Origin of the sequence: Selenomonas sp. oral taxon 920, from assembly GCF_001717585.1 — a bacterium.
Taxonomy (GTDB): domain Bacteria; phylum Bacillota; class Negativicutes; order Selenomonadales; family Selenomonadaceae; genus Centipeda.
This window is the reverse complement of sequence record NZ_CP017042.1, coordinates 922,823-940,743: the sequence shown is the minus strand read 5'-3', so window position 1 is coordinate 940,743 and position 17,921 is coordinate 922,823. Positions and strand designations below refer to the sequence as shown.

Genomic DNA, 17,921 nt, shown 5'->3' with positions numbered 1-17,921 from the left:
TATTTACCTCTCAAAACGCAGAATGGCGGCACCGATCCGCAGGACATCACCTGTGCGCAGATACGCCCGCCCCGTCAAAACCCCATCGTTCAGATAGGTGTGATTTCGGCTGCCCAGATCTTCCACGATATATGCATCTTCTCTCTGATAGATGCAGACATGATGATGAGATACAAAGTTATCCGCGAGCACAATATCGTTGTCCGTACTGCGGCCAATCGTAAGCTCATGCCCCACGGGAAAGCGCTGTCCGATCAGCCCCTCCCCCGCAATCACGACGAGAGAAGCCGCACCGGCAAGTGGCTGCGGCAGACGAGCTGCCTCCTTGAAATCCGTGTGCAGCGTGGAAAACATCGTGCGCCCGAGCCGAACGACGACGTAGGCAAGCCAGAGAAGCGCGCCATATTCGAGCAGCACGCGCAGCGCCTTGAGCGCAAGCGCCGGCATCAGAGCACCCCATAGCGCAGCACCGTCGTCCCGAGCTGAATCTCATCGCCGTCACACAACCGCCGCGCCCCCACACGCGCAGCGTTCACAAAGCTGCCGTTGCGGCTCTCAGCATCATAGAGCACATGGCGGTGCTGCTCATACGCGATCCACGCATGAACACGTGAGATATTCGTATCCGTCAGAATGAACTCGTTGCGCGGCATGCGCCCCATATAGATCTTTCGTTCACCGAGATGCATGATAATGCCCTCATCCGCGCCGCTGAGCACGGTGAGTGCTGCGATCTCATGCACGGGCGGGAGATTCAGGCAGCGCGCATCTGCGAACGAAGACCGCTCAAGCACAATGGTCTGCGCCATTGTATCACAGGTTACGCGCGGATCCTGCATGGACGCGCTTTCCTGCTGCACGCGCGCTGTGAGATGATAGGAACCTGCACGCAGGCTCTCATCCAGTGCGAAACAAATGCCGAGTTTCCCTTCCATTGTCAGATCCGCACGGATGATATATTTCTTGAGTGCCACGCCCAGCTCGTCCGCCACGCGATGCGAGCAGAGCCGCTGATAGTCCTCCGTGCCAAGCGCAATGACATAGGAGTTCGCGAGATTTCCGCTCTCCCCCTGCCGCCGCGCCTCCTTCTCAAGCCCCTTAATGAGCTCAACGGGCTCCAAGTGACTGCTGAATTTGCGATTGAAAAAACCCTCGATATGATCTCCCAGAAAAGATTCCACGCGTTCGATCATCGTGTAATACTCTCCTTTGGTAACGAAATAGACTTAACAATTCCTATATCATACCATAAAAGCATGAAAATTTACAGTCCCGCTTCCATGAGACGGTTGCGAAGTTGTCCGCACGCCGCCTGGATATCCGTTCCCATCTCGCGCCGCAAGGTCGCCGTAATGTGCCGCTCCTCGAGAATTTGTTGAAAGCGTCGAATGGCAGTCTTATCGGGACGAAAGAGGCTGCGCTCCGCGACGGGATTGATCGGAATGAGGTTCACGCTCGCAAGCTGACCGCGCAGAAGCTTTGCGAGCTGCTCCGCCTCGCGCACACCGTCATTCAGGTCACGAATCAGAATATACTCGTAGGTAACACGACGCTTCGTTCGCTCCGCATACATACGCGCTGCACGCAGTACATCCGCAAGGGGATACATACGGTTGACGGGCATGATCTCAGAGCGCAGTGCATCCGTCGGCGCGTGCAGGGAAATCGAGAGCGAGATGGGGATGCCCTCCTCCGTCAACCGCTCAATGCCGGGCACAATGCCGGAGGTCGAGAGCGTCACACTGCGATAGCTCAACCCGATTGTATACTCCTCGTGCAGAAGGCGCAGCGCCGCGATCACGTTGTTGTAGTTTTCAAGAGGCTCGCCCGAGCCCATGACGACAATCGTATCGACCCGTGCTCCCTCCTGCCGCAGGAAGTCAGCAATGCCAATTACCTGCGCCGCGATCTCCCCCGCCGTCAAATTGCGCTGCAGCCCGTGCAGCGTGGAGGCGCAGAACGCACAGCCCATGCGGCAGCCCGCTTGTGTCGAGACACAGACACTGTTGCCGTACGAATGGCGCATCAACACAGTCTCTGCTGTCTGCCCGTCAGTGAACTCGCAGAGCAGCTTGATCGTCGCACCGTCAGATGAGTGCAGACGCGAGACGACCTTCGGACGCTCGATGGAAAAGTATTCTGCAAGCTGGGCACGCAGCGGTTTTGACAGGTTGTCCATTGCATGAAAAGAGACCGCACCGCGCTGATACATCCATCGGATGATCTGGTCTGCGCGGAAGCGGGGAATATTATACTCTTTGAGCGCCTCGGCAAGCTGCTCCTTCGTCCAGCCAAAGATATTCATAGGCGCCTCATGCGGGCAATAAAGAAGCCGTCAGGTCCGTCCGTCTCGGGCATGATCTGAACCATACGCTCTGCACTCTTTTGCATGGGCAGAAACGCCCCTGTCTCCTCGAGTACGAAATCTGTATTCGTCTCTAAGAAGGCATTGACAACGACGGCGTTCTCACATTCCTCCATCGTACATGTGCTGTAGACGAGAATACCGCCCCGCTTCACCGCCTGTGCTGCGCTCGCGAGAATGGCGCGTTGGAGGGGCGGCAGTGTCTTTGCATCCCGTACACTTTTCTTCCAGCGCGCGTCGGGCTTACGGCGCAGAACACCGAGCCCCGAGCAGGGTGCATCGACGAGCACGCGATCTGCATGTCCTGCATACGCTGCACCAATTTCTCGTGCGTCGCGTATCTGTGCCTCGATAATGGAAATGCCGAGCCGTTTCGCGTTGCGCTCGATGCGGTGAATCTTCTCCTCGTAGATATCGAACGCGAGGATGCGCCCATGGTTCTCCATGCGCTGTGCAATGTGAGTTGTCTTGCCGCCCGGCGCAGCACAGGCATCAATTACCGTCATGCCGGGCTCCGGTGCAAGCACATGGGCGACGAGCATGGAGCTCTCATCCTGCACCTGTGCCAGTCCCTCGCGCAGGGGGGCGAGCTCATCGAGTGCGCCATGCGCGGCGAGCACAATGCCATCCGGCACCCATGCGGAAGCACGCACCTGCGCTCCCGCCGCAGCAAACTGCTCCATCAGCGTACTGCTGTTCGTACGCAGGGTATTCACGCGTACGGAGAGCGGCGCACTCGTATTGTTGCAGCGACAGAGTTCCTCCGTCCGCTCATATCCATAGGTACGAATCCATCGTTCCACCATCCACTGCGGATGCCATGTGCGCAGCGCAAGGGAACGTGCGTCTCGTCCATCGGGGAATGCCGCACGCTCCGGCTCTCTGAGTGCAGCGCGGAGAACGCCGTTGACGAACGAATCCGCCCCCCTGCGTCCATGTTTTTTTGCCAGCTCCACCGCCGTATTGCACGCAGCAGAGGGCGGCACACGATCCATGCAGAAGATCTGGTAGAATCCCAGACGCAGGAGCTCGCGAATGGCGGGCTGCGCCTTTCGGATATTGGTGACGTAGCACCCGATCATATAGTCGAGCGATGCGCCCGCCTTCGTGACACCGTAGACGAGTTCCGTCAGAAAACGGCGGTCGCGCTCCGGCAGCTGTACCTCGCGCAGTGTTTCCGCAAGTGCGACATTGGCGTATGCGTCCTCAACGTGTACCCGTTGGAGCACTTGCATCGCAAGTTCACGCACGCGGTCGATTTTTTCCTCACGATACCTCTGCATCATGCGCCCTTCCTCGTGTCGTCCGATGCCGGCTCAATGATCTCTTCCAGCTGGCGGCGCACCTCATTCATGTCCACGCTTGTATTGTAGCACGGGCCATTCGGGCGGATATTGAGCACCCCCACCGCCGGCAGCGGAAAAACATCCTGTATACCGCTCATCAGGTCGCGCTCGCACGCAATTGCAAGCACCGCTTTCGGGCGCATATTGTAGATGATCTGGCGGGCAAGCGTGCCGCCCGTCGCCACAAAGAAGTGAAATCCCATCTCCTCCGCGAGTGCCACGAGATCGCCGATGTTGCAGCCGCCGCATCGCTTGCAGTTGTTCGGGTCGCGCGTCACCTTGTGCGGACAGCTCGCAAGCTGCAGACAGTGCGGCGTGACGACGAGCAGACGGTTCGCAGGCACGCGGATGTGCATGCGGTGAAAGAGCAGATTGCTCACAGCAATAAATGATCCTTCGAGCTTCCGCCGCTTCACGCCGAAAATTGCCCCGAGACGCACGGCTGCGGGAAAGAGCAGATTAATGAGCTCATAAGTCTGCCGTTTCATCCACGGCAAGTACGGAAGCCCCGCAATCGCCAGCACCATATTGAAGATCCCAAAGAAGGACAGCAAAACGGCGAGCGTCAACGCCCCCCCGATGACCCACGGCAGAGCCGGCTGAATCCGCTCAAGCCCCGGTACGCCGATGTACCAGATCCCAAAGAGGAGCATCGCCGCAAGCACCGTCACAAGGAGCAGCATACCGATGAAAAGCCGCTTTTTCGGACGCGACGGGAGCGCGATGGTCTTTTTCTCCCCCGCCGTCTTGCCGTTCACCGTCAATGTCTGCGCACTCATGATGAAAACCTTCCGCCAACGGGAAGTGTATAACCGTTCAAAAAGGCACGCGCTTCCATCATCTTCTTGCCGGGTGCTTGAATCTCTGTGATCTCCACATCTTCATCCCCCGTGGCAACGATAAGCCCCGCCTTGCGGTCGGCGGCGACAATCGTCCCTGCGGGCGCACTTGCAGCACCTCCCGAACGGTGCATTGCACCGATCTTGTAGACTGCGCCGTCAAGGCTCGTCTGCGCATAGGGTACGGGGTTCAATCCGCGCACAAAGGCATCGAGCTCCTGCGCCTTTTTCGACCAGTCCATCGCGACTGTTTCGCGCGTAATGCGTGCGGCATAGCAGGATGTACCCGTCTGCGGTGTGCGCACGAGCGTCCCTGCTGCAAGCCGCTCAAGCGTCTCAACAAGAAGACTTGCCCCCGTTTCCATCAGTGCGTCGTGCAGTGTGCCATACGTCGTGTCCGCATGAATCGGCACTTCTCTCCACAGGAGCATATCACCCGTATCAAGCCCCGCATCCATCTGCATCGTCGTGATGCCCGTCACCTGCTCGCCCGCCATGATGGCGTGCTGAATCGGTGCAGCTCCGCGATACTTCGGCAGGAGAGATGCGTGCACGTTGATGCAGCCGTACACAGGCACGTCCAGCACCTCCTGCGAAAGGATCTGACCGAACGCCACGACGACCGCCACATCGGGCTTCAAATCCCGAAATGCTGTGACAAACGCCGCATCGCGTGCGCGCACGGGCTGAAGCACGGGGATATCATGCGCCACTGCCCATGCCTTCACGGGCGACGGACTGAGCTTCTTCCCCCGTCCACGCGGGCGGTCGGGCTGCGTGACGACAGCAGCGACTTCCGCGAGATTGGATCGTGCCGCAATCGCCGCGAGCGTCGGCACGGCGAAATCCGGCGTCCCCATAAAGACGACACGCATCCTCGTCACTCCTTTTCCTCCGCCTTGCGCAGACTCACGGCGATGTCGATAAAGAGCCTGCCGTCGAGGTGGTCACACTCGTGCTGAATACAGCGTGCGAGCAGCCCCTCTGCCGTCAGAGTCCGCCGCCGGCTGCGCCGATCCGTATACTCCACCGTCACCCGCTCCGCACGCTCCACATCGCCGTAGACCTGCGGCACGGAGAGACAGCCCTCCGAGTCCACCACAGAGCCCTCGCGCATCGTGATAACGGGATTCACAAGTTCAAGCAGCCCGTGCTCGTCCTGCACGTCGATCACCACGATGCGCAGGGATTTCCCCACCTGCGGCGCGGCAAGCCCCACGCCATCGGCGGAATACATCGTCTCCGCCATATCGTCAAGCAGCTGCCGATGCCGCTTTGTAAGCCGCTCAATCGGTTCTGCCACCTGTTTCAGGACGGGATCGCCCGCCTTTTTGATTTCCAATATTGCCATAGATTTTCCTCGTTTATAAGTGCAGATGATAAATCCGCACAGCATTGTCATAGAACACCGCATTCCAATGCTCCTCGGGAATGAGCAGCTTCGTGAACGCAATGTAGTCATCGAAATTCGCAAGCGGCCAGTCCGTCCCGAACATGAGACGGTCATAGGCATTGAGATAAGCGAGCCATCCGTGCAGCTGCTCGATGTAGAACTTCTTGCGCGTACAGAATAGCTCAAAATCCTGAATTTTACCCGCAAGCATCCCCGAGAGATCAGCACTCACATTCGGATTTTTCTCCATCACGGCGACTGCGTCCGTGAAATACGGTTCGCCAAAATGACACATGACAAAATGCACATCACGGAACTTCGTCGCAGCCTCATCCATCACATTCGGGTGGGCATACTTGAGCAGTGCCTTTTCCGTCGCCGTCAGTCCCGTGTGCACGGCAACGGGCTTCTTGTACTGTGCGGCAAGCTCGTAGACGGGTGCAAGCATATCGTCATAGATATAGAAATAATGATAGCCAGGATAGAGCTTGATGCCGACACACCGCTCATTTTTTAGGTGTTGTTCGAGTACGGGCAGAAGCTTTTCGATGCGTCCCTCCGCAATCTCCGTCACACCGTCGCCCCCGATGCCAACGCAATAATGGAAGATATCGGGATAGTTCGGATTCGTCTCCTCCACAGGCAGATTGCCCATCACGATGCCGTGGACAATGTTCGACGCACGAAAGTCGCGGCGCAGAGCCTCTTCCGTATTCTCGTGCCCCGCCGCCCACGCCACGGTATCAAAATACTCCCCTCTGCCAAAGTGCAGATGAGCATCAATGATCTTCATGTATGTATATTCACTTTCTAAAAATAACTAAGGAATCACTATCCGTTTAGTTTAACATATCCGTCAATAGTTTTTCTGTAACAAGAGAAACTTATCATGAGAAGGATATGTTTACAATGAAGTCGAAGTATCCTCTAAAGCATTTGCACCGCTTATCTACTAAATAGCTAAAATAATACTCAAGAATCCCGAACATCAAAAGGAGCTCATAAATGAATGATTTTGAATTCATATCCAACATACTGAAAAACATAACTTGTTCAGAGGTTGGAAAAGGAGGGTTGACCGTTTGGATTGGTTTTGGAGATAAAATTAAAGCAAAGGGCAAAGAAAAGCATTTGTACTATCTTGTCGTTCAATGTGCATGGAGATTCCTGCAAAACAATAAAATCATTTTGGCTTCCGGTGATATGTATAGACGCTTCGATGAGACAAAGCCATTTGACATGGGAAATGATGATAACAGTGTGTACGATGAAAAAGTGAAAGCACTGAATATGAATTTATCTCGCGGCGTGAGGGTAACAAAGGTCAACTTTTCCGATACAGGAGATATTACTCTATTGCTCGAAAATGGCATTGTATTTCAGACATTCATTGAGGAATCTGTCAAAGATGAGTTTTGGCGCTTTATTTCCTTTAAAACAGAGAACTCCAAGCATATTGTCTTTTATGATATAGAGTAACTTCTCCCTGTACAAAGATACTACAAATACTAGAAAGTTCGCTCTGTGTCGATAAGTCATCCACATAGACCTTGCTATGCGTCGTCTCTTCGACAGGAAAATCTGCACCAAATGATACAGGAGGAGCGTATATGTTCAAAATAAATTATGCGATAATGGATACGGAAGATGAGATAAAGACTTTTACACCATCTGATTGCTGTATCACTGGGCCGTTTGAAATCGTTGTAAATGAAAAAGGACATGGGGATTATAGCGAAGACGAGCAAATAAGAAAATGCCCCGTGTTTTTTGAGATCCTTCCATTTTGGTTTGAATACCTGACAACAATTGTGAAGGAAATCAAAAAACACGGGTATGCTTTATTAAACGAAATCGAGTCATATAATACTTGGATCGAGTTCATCTATAAAGAAAATGATATTGAACTCAGTATAATAAGAGTTGAACAATGGAACGAGTGTGGACTTCTTTCTTTTGAACGTATTCTTCCGCCTGAAATCGAATACGGTGAATGGAAGAAAGAGAGAATTACCTTTGATGAATTTTCTAATGAGGTGATAAATGCTGCTGACCGTTTTTTGCGTACAATTTACTCTATAAATCCAACGCTGCGAGAAGATTATACCCTTGGGATGATAGAAAAGAATCTTATAGCGCTCAAAAAACGAAAGATGACTCTGACAAAAAAGTGATCCCTACTTGATAGGAGTATTTTTACGCTCACTGCTTGTCATACACTAGAGCAAATCCATCATCCGATGGGTCTGCGGGATGACGCGGACATCGGACAGATGACGCAGGGTGATGCGTTGGAGTTCGAGGAGGCGTGCGGAAGACGGCGCAGTACAGCCGCCGCAGGGCGTGACGGGTTGGAGGATGAGGAGCGTCGCGGGTGCGATGTCGGCGACGAGGTGCGCCGCACGCTCCACATCCTCTGCGCGCGTCTCTGCCGCGACAACGACCTTAACATAGACATCCACTGCGCGTGCAGCTTTGAGAAAGCGTGCGTGCGCATCCCAAACGGGCGCGGACAGAACATCGGGAAGTTTCAGATCCATGCTGATGTGCGAAATGCAGTCGATACAGTCCGTGAGTGCCTTATCGAGCGTTCCATTTGTTTCAAGGAAAATGGGCAGGTCGATATGTGCAGCAAGCTCCTTGATAAAGGCAACATGAAGCAGCGGCTCCCCGCCCGTGATGCTGAGAGAGTGATGCGGGACATCCCCCGTAAGACGCATGACAATCTCCGCCACCTGCTCCACTGAAAGAGGATTTTCGTACGGGACGAGCTCATGCGTACCCGCCCGCTCCTCCACCATACAGTGCGCATGACATCCGACCTTATTTTCCGTGTCGCAGTAGGTACAATCAAGATTACATCCCTCAAGGCGCACAAATACCTGACGGCAGCCGACGTATTTCCCCTCCCCCTGTATGGAGGAAAAGATTTCGATGATGTTCTCTCTCATATCAGTTCTTCGTATATGTGACAGAGGACTTTGGCGACTCCCAAACGGTCAGCGCGGTCAGCTCCGCAGGGGATGCCTGCACCTCGGTGTGCGCTTCAAGTTTTTCGTAGATAATGCGCGCCAGATTCTCCGCCGTAGGATTTACCCCATCCTTGAACGGCGGAAAGTCATTCAGATAGTAGTGGTCGAAGTCCTCCAATATTTCGGCAAGTGCTTTCTTTGCAACCTTAAAGTCAATCAACATACCGAGTTCATCGAGCTGCGTTCCCTGAAACGTTGCCTCAACCACCCAGTTATGCCCATGCAGGCGGTCGCATTTGCCAGGATAATTCACGACGCGGTGCGCCGCCTCAAATGCGCCCTCGACACGTAATGTATACATATTTTCTCCTTTTATTGAAAAGAGGCTGCTGCACTCATGCAGCAGCCTTTTGTGTTATTTCACGTCGCTCATGACCTCATCCATGCTCATGGCGCGCGTATGCTTCGTATGGCTCCACTCGTGCTCGTTGCGGTGGATGAATCCGAGGAAGATGATCGGAATCCACGAGTAGATAAACACCGGGTAGAGCAGCAGATAGAACCATGCCTTCAGCTTTGCACGCACCTTGATGAGGATAATCATGGGCAGGACGTACTGCCCGATCATGATGGCGGTCATGAGCTGTGACGGCAGGAACTTATAGATGCTCGTGTAGAACGGCGGGAATGCGAGCTGCACATAGCTGATGATAATGAAAAACGTCGACATCATCAGGAAATGCGGCTGCAGCAGATAGATGCAGCCGTCCCAGATACGAATGTCGCGCTGCCGCCAGCCCTCGCGGAGCATCGTCGGGATAAAGCGATGCGCAACGTCGAACTGCCCCTGTGCCCAGCGGCGGCGCTGATTCCATGCCTGCTTGAACGTCAGCGGCTTTTCATCGTAGACGATGGCATCGTGTGCCCACGTCGTCTTGATGCCCTCCGCGAGCAGCTTCATCGTGAACTCCATGTCCTCCGTGAGGCATGTCGCACGCCAACCGTGCCGTTTCAGTACGTCTGTCGTAATGCACATTCCCGTGCCGCCAAGGCACGCCGAGAGCCCGATGTTCGTCTTGGCGAGATGCGAGATGTGGTCAATAACCCAGAATGCAATTGCAAACGTCCCCGCAACCCATGTATCGTAAGGGTTCTTCGCATCGAGAAACCCCTGAATGACCTTGTCTCCCTTGAGCAGGCGATTGTTCATCTCCTTGAGAAAGTTCGGATGAACGAGGTTGTCCGCATCGAAGATCGCAATCGCGTCATATTCCTTGTCCATCTCAAAGAGACGCTCAAACATCCACTCAAGTGCAAAGCCCTTGCTTTTCTTCGTCGGATGCGTGCGCTCGCAGACAATCGCGCCCGCATCCCCCGCGATCTGCGCCGTCTCGTCCGTGCAGTTGTCCGCAATGACATAGATGTCATAGAGTTCCTCGGGATAGTCGAGGCGTTTCAGATTTTCGATCAGCTGACCGATGACCGCCGCTTCATTGTGTGCGGCGACCACAACGGCAAAAGTCTTTTCGGGGGTCAGGATCTTCTGCTCCCTCCGCCGCCAAAGACAGCAGAAGCCGATAAAGAAAAAATAGAGGGTAAAGAGCAGAAGAATAATCTGCATCGGCACCATGATGATGTCGAAGATATGTGCCGGAAGATAGGGCGAAACAAATTGAACGAACTCAGTCATGTGGGTTCAGCCTTCCTTTGCACGCGCCATAACGGCAATCGCATGATTGACAATCCCAAAGAGCGCATAGGTCGCAAAGATCCCTGCAAATACGGCGGGCAGGATCGCTGCGCTTCCGAAATAGAGGATTGCAGCAAATACGACAAGCGCAAAAATTTTGGATGCCATATGGATTTTCTCGCCGCCCCCCTTGAAATCGGGATAGTGCACATGACTGACCATCAGATATGCGGTCGCGGCAACGGCGATTGGGTAGACCAGTCCGAACGAGGTCGGATCGACCTTGAGCTCGAGAAAGAGCCACGTCGACATGGCGACGAGATTGCCGCCCGCCGGAATCGCAAGCCCCATAAAGTAGCCGTGCACAACGCTCGCATTCACGTTGAAGCGCGTGAGCCGCCACATGCCGCAGACGGCAAAGAAGATCGTCACGGCAATTCCGAAAAAGCCGTAGCTATGCAGGGCAAGCGTCCATGCAAGGATCGCAGGTGCAACCCCGAAGGAACCGAGGTCGCAGAGCGAGTCCATCTCTTTGCCGAACTCGCTGGATACACCAAACGCGCGCGCAATGCGCCCGTCCAGTCCGTCCGCAACAAGCGCACAGAAGATGAAGAGTGCGCCCCAGTCGAGATGCCCCTCCACCGTCGCAAGAATGGAACACATACCAAAGACAAGATTCATCGCCGTACAGAGATTCGGCAGAAACCGTCTGTAATTCATTCGCCTTCGAGCCTCCCAAGAACAGTTTTTCCGCCCTGCACTTTTTCGCCCTTTTTCACGAGAATCGCTGCACGCTCGGGCATGACGATCTCAAGACACGAGCCGAAACGGATCATGCCGTAGATGTCGCCCTGCCTAAGCTTGTCATCGAGCGTCACCCACGAAACGATGCGGCGCGCAAGGATGCCCGCAATCTGCTTCACCGTGATGCGCAGATCGCCGCGGTCAATGCCGATCAGATGGTGCTCGTTTTCAAAGCCGACCTCGTCCTTATACGCAGGCTGAAAGCGTCCGCAGTAGTATTTTTGGAGCTTGATCTCCCCATTGATGGGACTGCGGTTGACATGGACATTGAACACCGACATAAAGATGACGATTTTGTTGCACCGCTCACCCACGAAGTCGTCCATCCCGACAGATGAGATCTCCGTGACCGTTCCATCTGCAGGAGAGAGAATGTGATTCACGTCCTGCACGACCTCACGCGCAGGACTGCGGAAGAAATATGCAAAGTAGCACGCGAGTATGAGAAATGGAATTGCCGTATACGGATGTGCAAAGAATCCGAGAATAGCCGCCAGTATAAGCGCCGCGCCGATAAACTTATAGCCCTCGCTTACAATGACCATGCGCATCCGCCTCCTTATCAAATGATTGCACTTCCATCAATTATAATGGAAAGCCTATTCTTTGTCCACAGATACGGCTTTTATTTTCGCGAGGCGTGGACCTTCCACACGAATTTCGGCAGCGCAAGCAATCGGCCTGCGCGCTTCGGCTGAAGCATCCCGCGAAAGAGCCATTCGAGCTTTGCCTTCTGCATCCAGCGCGGTGCGCGCTTCATCACCCCCGCCATTACGTCGAGCGTCCCGCCGACACCGATGGCAACGGGCACGCCGAGCTCCGTCAGATGTGCGGCAATCCACTTCTCCTGCTTCGGCACGCCAAGTGCAACCAGCAGGAGGTCAGGCTTCGCCGCCTTGATCTCCTCAATGATCGCCGCATTGTCCTCCGGCTTGAAGTAGCCATCGCGTACGCCGACAATCTCAATGCCGGGGTACAGCTTCTCTGCCTTTGCCTTTGCCTTCTCCGCAACACCGGGCGCAGAGCCGAAGAAGTAGATGCGCCGCCCCTCTGAGGGAGCCGCACGCAGCAGTTCCTGCGCGAGGTCATAGCCCGCCACGCGCTCCGGCATCCGATGCCCGAGGTGTCGCGCCGCCCAGACTGTCCCCGCCCCGTCCGCCACGACGAGTGCCGCAGCATTGAGGATGTCGCACAGTTCGGGGTCATGCGTCGCACGCATAATCATCTCCGCATTCGCCGTGGCAATCATCACGCCCGCACGCTCGTCCATATAGGAACGCACGGCGGCAACCGCCTCCGTCATCGTGACCGCATCGACATGCACGCCCAGTATATTAACCCGTTCACTCAAGGAGTATTCCCTCCAAATATCGTGAAAAGAGAGCGCCATCAACGGACGCCCTCCTCTTTTCAATTCTTACTGTGCAGGATTCTCCGCCTTTTTCTTCGGCACAGCCGTACGGATATAGAGCTCACGCAGCTGCTTCTCGTCGACCGGCGACGGTGCCTCGCACATGACATCCGACGCGCTCTGCGTCTTCGGGAACGGAATGACATCGCGGATGCTGCGGCGCTTCGCCATAATCATAACAAGGCGATCCAGACCGAACGCAAGTCCGCCATGCGGCGGTGTGCCGTACTCGAACGCATTCATCATAAAGCCGAAACGCTCACGTGCCTCCTCCGGTGCAAAGCCGAGTGTCTCAAAGACCTGCTCCTGCAGATCACTGCGATAGATACGCAGGCTGCCGCCGCCAATCTCGACCCCGTTCAGCACCATGTCATAAGCATTCGCCTTGACACGCCCGGGATCGGTCGTGAGCAGCGGGATGTCCTCATCGCGCGGTGCCGTGAACGGATGGTGCATTGCCTTGTAGCGCTTCTCCTCCGCACTGTACTCGAACATCGGGAAGTCCACGACCCAGAAGAAGGACAGTTCGTCGGGATTCATCAGGTTGCGGCGGCGGCCCATCTCAAGGCGCAGTTCGCCGAGTGCCTGTGCCACGACGGCGGGCTGGTCGGCGACAACGAGCAGGAGGTCGCCCGTCTTTGCGCCGACAGCGTTCTTGATCGTCTCGAACGTCTCATCCGAATAGAACTTCTTGAAGGGCGACTTTACGCCCTCCTCTGTGTACTGAATCCACGCAAGTCCCTTCGCACCGTAGTTCTGCACATACAGCACAAGATCGTCGAGCTCGCGGCGCGGAATGTTTGCATAGCCCTCGACATTGATGACCTTGACGCGTCCGCCCGCCTCCATGACGGCGTTAAATACCTTGAACTCCGAGCCGCCGACGTAGTCCGTGATGTCCTGCAGTTCCATTCCGAAGCGCAGATCGGGCTTGTCCGAGCCGAAACGCTCCATCGCCTCGTCCCAGCCCATACGGCGGAACGGCGTTTCGACCTTGATGCCCATGCTCTTGTCAAAGAGCTCCTTCACCATCTCCTCCATCAGCGTGAGGATGGAGTCCTGATCCATAAAGGACATCTCAATATCGAGCTGCGTGAATTCGGGCTGACGATCGGCACGCAGATCCTCGTCGCGGAAACAACGTACAATCTGGAAATACTTCTCAAAGCCCGAGACCATGAGGAGCTGCTTGAATATCTGCGGCGACTGCGGCAGTGCGTAGAACTCGCCCGCATTGAGGCGGCTCGGCACGAGGAAGTCGCGTGCCCCCTCGGGCGTACTCTTGCAGAGCATCGGGGTCTCGATCTCAAGGAAGCCGTTCCGATCGAAGAAATCGCGCATGATCTTCGTCACGCGGTGGCGCAGCATAATATTCGCCTGCATCTCGGGACGGCGCAGGTCGAGATAGCGATAGCGCAGACGGATCATCTCATCCACGTCGATGCCGTCCTGAATGTAGAACGGCGGCGTCTTCGCCTTGTTCAGAATCCGCAGCTCATTGACGACGACCTCAACCTCACCCGTCTCCATGTTCGGGTTCACCGTCTCCGCGCTGCGGGCACGCACCGTGCCGCGCACACAGATGACGAACTCCGAGCGCAGCGTCTCCGCCTCGTGGAACGTCCCCGCTGCCATCGCCGCCTCGTCAAAGACGATCTGCACAAATCCCGAGCGGTCGCGCATATCGACAAAGATTAGTCCGCCGTGGTCGCGGCGGCGCGACACCCAGCCGCACAGCGTTACCTCTCCGCCGACCTGCTCCTTACGAAGCGTGCCGCAGTCATGTGTCCGTTTAAGTCCCTGCATCGTTTCCATCTCAGCCCTTCACCTCAGAAATCAATCGTTTTACCATATCGTCAAGAGAATATGTCTCCTGCGTGCTCTCCATCATATCCCGCACAACCGCCTCATGCCTCGCGATCTCCTCCTCTCCGAGGATCACGGCATAGCGTGCGCCGGATTTGTTCGCCTGCTTCATCTGCGCCTTCATGCTGCGCCCCGCATAGTCCATTAGAGAGCGCACACCGCCGCCGCGCAGTTCATGCAGCAGCGGAAACGCAGCCGCTGCCGCCGCCTCCCCGAGTGCGATGAGAAAGACATCCGCCGCAGGGGGACGCTCGGGCAGAAGATTCTGCTGTTCTAGCGCGAGCAGAACGCGCTCAAGCCCTGCCGCAAACCCGACCGCAGGGGTCGGATTCCCGCCGAGCTCCTCGACAAGTCCGTCATAGCGTCCACCGCCCGCAACGGCACTCTGTGCGCCGAGCGGCGGATAGGCGATCTCGAACGCCGTCCGCGTGTAGTAGTCGAGCCCACGCACGAGACGCGAATCGAGTTCATAGGATACGCCGGCCGCCCGCAGATGATTCTGCACTGCCTCAAAATGCGAGGAACATTCCTCACAGAGGCAGTCCGTAATCGCAGGTGCACCTGCCATAAACGGCTTCTCCGCGTCCGCCTTGCAGTCGAGAATCCGCAGGGGACTCCGCGTGTAGCGCTCCTGACAGTCGCCGCACAAATCCTTCAGATGCTCCTTGAAATACGCCTGCAAACACTCACGATAGACGGGACGGCAGGTCGGACAGCCCACAGAGTTCAGCTTAAGTGTCAGACCCTTGAGCCCGAGTGCCGTGAGGAAGTCATACGCGAGCAGAATCGCCTCAGCGTCCACGGCTGGGCTTTCCCCGCCGATTGCCTCCACGCCAAACTGGTGGAACTCACGCATGCGCCCTGCCTGCGGGCGGTCGTAGCGAAACATCGAGCCGATGTAGAAGAGCTTTTGCAGCCCCCCATCCGCATAGAGTTTGTTCTGCAGGTACGCGCGCACGGCTGATGCCGTATTCTCAGGGCGCAGCGTCAGGCTGCGGTCGCCGCGGTCGGTAAAGGTATACATCTCCTTGTCCACGACATCCGTACCGTCGCCGATGCCGCGCTGGAACAGCTCCGTATGCTCGAAGACCGGCGTGCGGATCTCATGATAGCCATAGCGGGCACAAAGATCGTGGATGACATTCTCCACATATGTCCACGCCCTCACTGCATCGGGCAGTATATCCTTCGTCCCCCGTGGCGCATTCGTCAGCATCAGGGCGTTTCCTCCTCGTATTCCGCACGCAGGAGCGCACGGCGTTTCTCAATATAGATATCAATATCGCGCAGATAAGTCACAAGATCCTTCGCGTTGAACACCGAGCGCATACGCCCGCTGCGAATCCCCAGTACCTTCGTCGTAGCGGCACCGCCGATGCCGATGATCGTCTGGCGCTCCTCCATAATCTGGATGTTGTAGATGCTCTCCGCGCCTGCGCGTGCATAGCCGACATTCTCGAGATCGCCGCTCATATAACCCTGCCGATAGAGATAGTACGGACGGTAGCCCCTCTCCTCCACCGCATGCACAGCGGCCTCACTCATGCGCAGCGTCTCCGTATCGGAGGGGAGTTCAACATGCTCCGTCTCCATTTTCAGCCGGAGATTCGAGCCGCGCTTCAAGGCAAGTGCATGGAGCGTGATATCGTCGGGCGCAAGTGCCGTCACCGCCGCCATCGTCCGCTCCACATCCGCTGCCGTTTCTCCCGGCAGCCCGAGAATCACATCCATATTGATGTGCACGTTCATTGCCGCGCGAAGCTCATGCACCATACGCACGACGTCCGCGGGGCTGTGGTGGCGGCCGATGCGTTCCAGCGTTGCCGCCTGCATTGACTGTGGATTGACACTGACGCGCGTCACGGCATGCCCTCGCATCGCAGCAATCTTCTCCGCACTCATGCTGTCGGGACGTCCTGCTTCCACTGTGAACTCGGCAATGTTTGACCCATAAAAGGCATTATATACCATTTTGAGCATTTCGGCAAAAAAATCATTCGGCAAACTGGTCGGCGTTCCTCCGCCGATGTAAATGCTCTGCACCGTAAGCCCTAAAGCACGCACATCCTCTTCCGCCGCATCGAGGTCACGCGCGAGCACATCCATAAAGGCGCGCAGCTTCTTCTCCGAGGGAAGCAAATTCGACGGAAAGGAGCAGTAGAGACAGCGCGAGAGACAGAACGGAATGCCGACGTAGATACTCACGGTCCGCGCATTTCCCTGCGCGAGAAACGGCAGCTGACGCACGGCAACATCCGTGATAAGCCGTGCCTTGCCCGCGCTGCAGTCATAGTCCTCCTGCAGACGTCGAACGATTGCCCCGGGGCTCATGCCGCTGCGCAGCCAGCGATGCACGATCTTCGTCGGGCGTACTCCGTGAAGAATGCCCCACGGCGCAGGCGACAGAACAAATCGCGTACGAAAGAATTCGTAGACATTCCGCTTCACGATACGGTGCACGGCAGCACGCGGAACTTCGTCCGCCTTGCCGTCCGCAGAAAATGCGTATTTCTCGCACGCCCCGTCATTGGCAAAGAGAAAGACCTCGGTCATGACAGAAGGCGGCTCACAGCCCGACTGACGGTTCACCACCGACAGCTGGGCGTAATCCGCCTCCCCTGTCCGCCCGACGATCTCCACCTTGAAGAGCATCAATACCTCGCGGACGATTTTGACAATGACCTCGGCTCTGCTGTTGATGGTAAGCGACCGGATCTTCACGCCTTTTTCTGCTTCTCCTGACATTTATTGCAGATACCGAAGAATTTCGCCTGATGATTCTCGACCTTAAAGCCCGTCTTCTTAAAGATATCCTCTTCCAAATGATCGAGCATATCCTCCTCAAACTCCGAGATCTCCTTGCACTCCGTACAAATGAGATGGTGATGGAAGTGCTGATTCGGGTCAATCGGATTCAGCTCATAGGAATACGATCCCTTGTTGCGCTTATCGAACTCCTTGCCGAATTCGATCTTCTGCAGGATGCCGAGCGACACGAGAATTTCGAGACTGCGATAGACCGTTGCGAGCCCGATCTCCGACTCCGTGCCGCGCAGGATATCATAAATCTTCTCCGCACTCAGATGCTCGCTCGGATGATCGAGGATCACCTGCAGCACGATCTGGCGCTGCGGCGTCATCTTGCGCTGCGTTGCCTGCAGGCGTTTTTTCAGGTCCTCCATCGTATAGGTCTCTGCCATACTATTTCCCTCCATGTGCGTTAGTTATATGCTAA

At 55.8% G+C, this 17,921-nt stretch carries 20 protein-coding genes; 2 read left to right on the top strand and 18 right to left on the bottom strand.

From position 1 onward, the window contains the following. Positions 1–3 precede the first annotated feature (3 nt). The 8 genes from BCS37_RS04365 to BCS37_RS04330 form a co-directional block, all read right to left on the bottom strand. Positions 4–447, bottom strand: coding sequence for an FHA domain-containing protein (locus tag BCS37_RS04365; protein WP_069180329.1), 444 nt, complete (start codon positions 445–447; stop codon positions 4–6). Next, positions 447–1,193 carry an FhaA domain-containing protein gene (locus BCS37_RS04360; protein ID WP_069180328.1) on the bottom strand — a complete coding sequence of 249 codons (747 nt, stop codon included), beginning with the start codon at positions 1,191–1,193 and terminating at the stop codon, positions 447–449. Before BCS37_RS04360 ends, BCS37_RS04365 begins: the two co-directional genes overlap by 1 nt. Before the next feature lie 71 nt (positions 1,194–1,264). Then, on the bottom strand, positions 1,265–2,305 hold the full coding sequence (rlmN, locus tag BCS37_RS04355) for a 23S rRNA (adenine(2503)-C(2))-methyltransferase RlmN (RefSeq protein WP_069180327.1): 1,041 nt from the start codon (positions 2,303–2,305) through the stop codon (positions 1,265–1,267). Continuing rightward, positions 2,302–3,648, bottom strand: a complete 1,347-nt coding sequence (rsmB, locus tag BCS37_RS04350; protein WP_083205811.1) for a 16S rRNA (cytosine(967)-C(5))-methyltransferase RsmB — start codon at positions 3,646–3,648, stop codon at positions 2,302–2,304. Before rsmB ends, rlmN begins: the two co-directional genes overlap by 4 nt. Further along, positions 3,648–4,490, bottom strand: coding sequence for a DUF116 domain-containing protein (locus BCS37_RS04345; protein ID WP_069180325.1), 843 nt, complete (start codon positions 4,488–4,490; stop codon positions 3,648–3,650). The genes rsmB and BCS37_RS04345 overlap by 1 nt, the downstream gene beginning before the upstream one ends. After that, a complete protein-coding gene (fmt, locus tag BCS37_RS04340; protein WP_069180324.1) occupies positions 4,487–5,425 on the bottom strand; it encodes a methionyl-tRNA formyltransferase in 939 nt (312 codons plus the stop codon). Before fmt ends, BCS37_RS04345 begins: the two co-directional genes overlap by 4 nt. A gap of 5 nt (positions 5,426–5,430) precedes the next feature. Beyond that, complete coding sequence (gene def, locus BCS37_RS04335; RefSeq protein WP_006693529.1) at positions 5,431–5,901, bottom strand: peptide deformylase; 471 nt, start codon at positions 5,899–5,901, stop codon at positions 5,431–5,433. 13 nt (positions 5,902–5,914) lie between these two features. After that, positions 5,915–6,736: an amidohydrolase family protein gene (locus BCS37_RS04330; protein ID WP_069180323.1), complete on the bottom strand. Its 822-nt coding sequence runs from the start codon at positions 6,734–6,736 to the stop codon at positions 5,915–5,917. A 212-nt stretch (positions 6,737–6,948) separates the two neighbouring features. Here BCS37_RS04330 and BCS37_RS04325 point away from each other — a divergent pair, with 212 nt between their 5' ends. After that, on the top strand, positions 6,949–7,422 hold the full coding sequence (locus tag BCS37_RS04325) for a hypothetical protein (protein ID WP_069180322.1): 474 nt from the start codon (positions 6,949–6,951) through the stop codon (positions 7,420–7,422). A 131-nt stretch (positions 7,423–7,553) separates the two neighbouring features. Beyond that, complete coding sequence (locus BCS37_RS04320) at positions 7,554–8,117, top strand: hypothetical protein (RefSeq protein ID WP_069180321.1); 564 nt, start codon at positions 7,554–7,556, stop codon at positions 8,115–8,117. Between the two features lie 45 nt (positions 8,118–8,162). On the opposite strand, the gene BCS37_RS04315 is transcribed toward BCS37_RS04320, so the two are convergent. The 10 genes from BCS37_RS04315 to BCS37_RS04270 form a co-directional block, all read right to left on the bottom strand. Then, complete coding sequence (locus BCS37_RS04315) at positions 8,163–8,894, bottom strand: 7-carboxy-7-deazaguanine synthase QueE (protein ID WP_069180320.1); 732 nt, start codon at positions 8,892–8,894, stop codon at positions 8,163–8,165. A 1-nt stretch (position 8,895) separates the two neighbouring features. Continuing rightward, positions 8,896–9,276 (bottom strand): 6-carboxytetrahydropterin synthase QueD, encoded by a 381-nt coding sequence (gene queD / locus BCS37_RS04310; RefSeq protein ID WP_069180319.1) that lies wholly within the window; start codon positions 9,274–9,276, stop codon positions 8,896–8,898. 54 nt (positions 9,277–9,330) lie between these two features. Next, complete coding sequence (locus BCS37_RS04305) at positions 9,331–10,605, bottom strand: glycosyltransferase family 2 protein (protein WP_069180318.1); 1,275 nt, start codon at positions 10,603–10,605, stop codon at positions 9,331–9,333. 6 nt (positions 10,606–10,611) lie between these two features. Then, positions 10,612–11,325, bottom strand: a complete 714-nt coding sequence (gene pssA, locus BCS37_RS04300) for a CDP-diacylglycerol--serine O-phosphatidyltransferase (protein ID WP_069180317.1) — start codon at positions 11,323–11,325, stop codon at positions 10,612–10,614. Further along, on the bottom strand, positions 11,322–11,954 hold the full coding sequence (locus BCS37_RS04295) for a phosphatidylserine decarboxylase (RefSeq protein ID WP_069180316.1): 633 nt from the start codon (positions 11,952–11,954) through the stop codon (positions 11,322–11,324). The genes pssA and BCS37_RS04295 overlap by 4 nt, the downstream gene beginning before the upstream one ends. Positions 11,955–12,034: 80 nt before the next feature. Continuing rightward, on the bottom strand, positions 12,035–12,760 hold the full coding sequence (locus BCS37_RS04290) for a WecB/TagA/CpsF family glycosyltransferase (RefSeq protein ID WP_069181543.1): 726 nt from the start codon (positions 12,758–12,760) through the stop codon (positions 12,035–12,037). A gap of 66 nt (positions 12,761–12,826) precedes the next feature. Continuing rightward, on the bottom strand, positions 12,827–14,635 hold the full coding sequence (aspS, locus tag BCS37_RS04285) for an aspartate--tRNA ligase (RefSeq protein WP_069180315.1): 1,809 nt from the start codon (positions 14,633–14,635) through the stop codon (positions 12,827–12,829). 1 nt (position 14,636) lies between these two features. Next, the gene (hisS, locus tag BCS37_RS04280) at positions 14,637–15,902 is read right to left on the bottom strand and encodes a histidine--tRNA ligase (protein ID WP_069180314.1); all 1,266 of its coding nucleotides are present in this window, start codon (positions 15,900–15,902) and stop codon (positions 14,637–14,639) included. Further along, positions 15,902–17,407 carry a coproporphyrinogen dehydrogenase HemZ gene (gene hemZ, locus BCS37_RS04275; protein ID WP_069180313.1) on the bottom strand — a complete coding sequence of 502 codons (1,506 nt, stop codon included), beginning with the start codon at positions 17,405–17,407 and terminating at the stop codon, positions 15,902–15,904. Before hemZ ends, hisS begins: the two co-directional genes overlap by 1 nt. After that, entirely contained in the window at positions 17,404–17,886 is a 483-nt protein-coding gene (locus BCS37_RS04270) for a Fur family transcriptional regulator (RefSeq protein ID WP_083205767.1), read from the bottom strand. Before BCS37_RS04270 ends, hemZ begins: the two co-directional genes overlap by 4 nt. Positions 17,887–17,921 lie beyond the last annotated feature (35 nt).

Coding starts and splice junctions, on each gene's coding strand:
- BCS37_RS04365 (WP_069180329.1), bottom strand. CDS start 447: ATGCCGGCGCTTGCGCTCAAGGCGCTGCGCGTGCTGCTCGAATATGGC.
- BCS37_RS04360 (WP_069180328.1), bottom strand. CDS start 1,193: ATGATCGAACGCGTGGAATCTTTTCTGGGAGATCATATCGAGGGTTTT.
- rlmN (WP_069180327.1), bottom strand. CDS start 2,305: ATGAATATCTTTGGCTGGACGAAGGAGCAGCTTGCCGAGGCGCTCAAA.
- rsmB (WP_083205811.1), bottom strand. CDS start 3,648: ATGCAGAGGTATCGTGAGGAAAAAATCGACCGCGTGCGTGAACTTGCG.
- BCS37_RS04345 (WP_069180325.1), bottom strand. CDS start 4,490: ATGAGTGCGCAGACATTGACGGTGAACGGCAAGACGGCGGGGGAGAAA.
- fmt (WP_069180324.1), bottom strand. CDS start 5,425: ATGCGTGTCGTCTTTATGGGGACGCCGGATTTCGCCGTGCCGACGCTC.
- def (WP_006693529.1), bottom strand. CDS start 5,901: ATGGCAATATTGGAAATCAAAAAGGCGGGCGATCCCGTCCTGAAACAG.
- BCS37_RS04330 (WP_069180323.1), bottom strand. CDS start 6,736: ATGAAGATCATTGATGCTCATCTGCACTTTGGCAGAGGGGAGTATTTT.
- BCS37_RS04325 (WP_069180322.1), top strand. CDS start 6,949: ATGAATGATTTTGAATTCATATCCAACATACTGAAAAACATAACTTGT.
- BCS37_RS04320 (WP_069180321.1), top strand. CDS start 7,554: ATGTTCAAAATAAATTATGCGATAATGGATACGGAAGATGAGATAAAG.
- BCS37_RS04315 (WP_069180320.1), bottom strand. CDS start 8,894: ATGAGAGAGAACATCATCGAAATCTTTTCCTCCATACAGGGGGAGGGG.
- queD (WP_069180319.1), bottom strand. CDS start 9,276: ATGTATACATTACGTGTCGAGGGCGCATTTGAGGCGGCGCACCGCGTC.
- BCS37_RS04305 (WP_069180318.1), bottom strand. CDS start 10,605: ATGACTGAGTTCGTTCAATTTGTTTCGCCCTATCTTCCGGCACATATC.
- pssA (WP_069180317.1), bottom strand. CDS start 11,325: ATGAATTACAGACGGTTTCTGCCGAATCTCTGTACGGCGATGAATCTT.
- BCS37_RS04295 (WP_069180316.1), bottom strand. CDS start 11,954: ATGGTCATTGTAAGCGAGGGCTATAAGTTTATCGGCGCGGCGCTTATA.
- aspS (WP_069180315.1), bottom strand. CDS start 14,635: ATGGAAACGATGCAGGGACTTAAACGGACACATGACTGCGGCACGCTT.
- hisS (WP_069180314.1), bottom strand. CDS start 15,902: ATGCTGACGAATGCGCCACGGGGGACGAAGGATATACTGCCCGATGCA.
- BCS37_RS04270 (WP_083205767.1), bottom strand. CDS start 17,886: ATGGCAGAGACCTATACGATGGAGGACCTGAAAAAACGCCTGCAGGCA.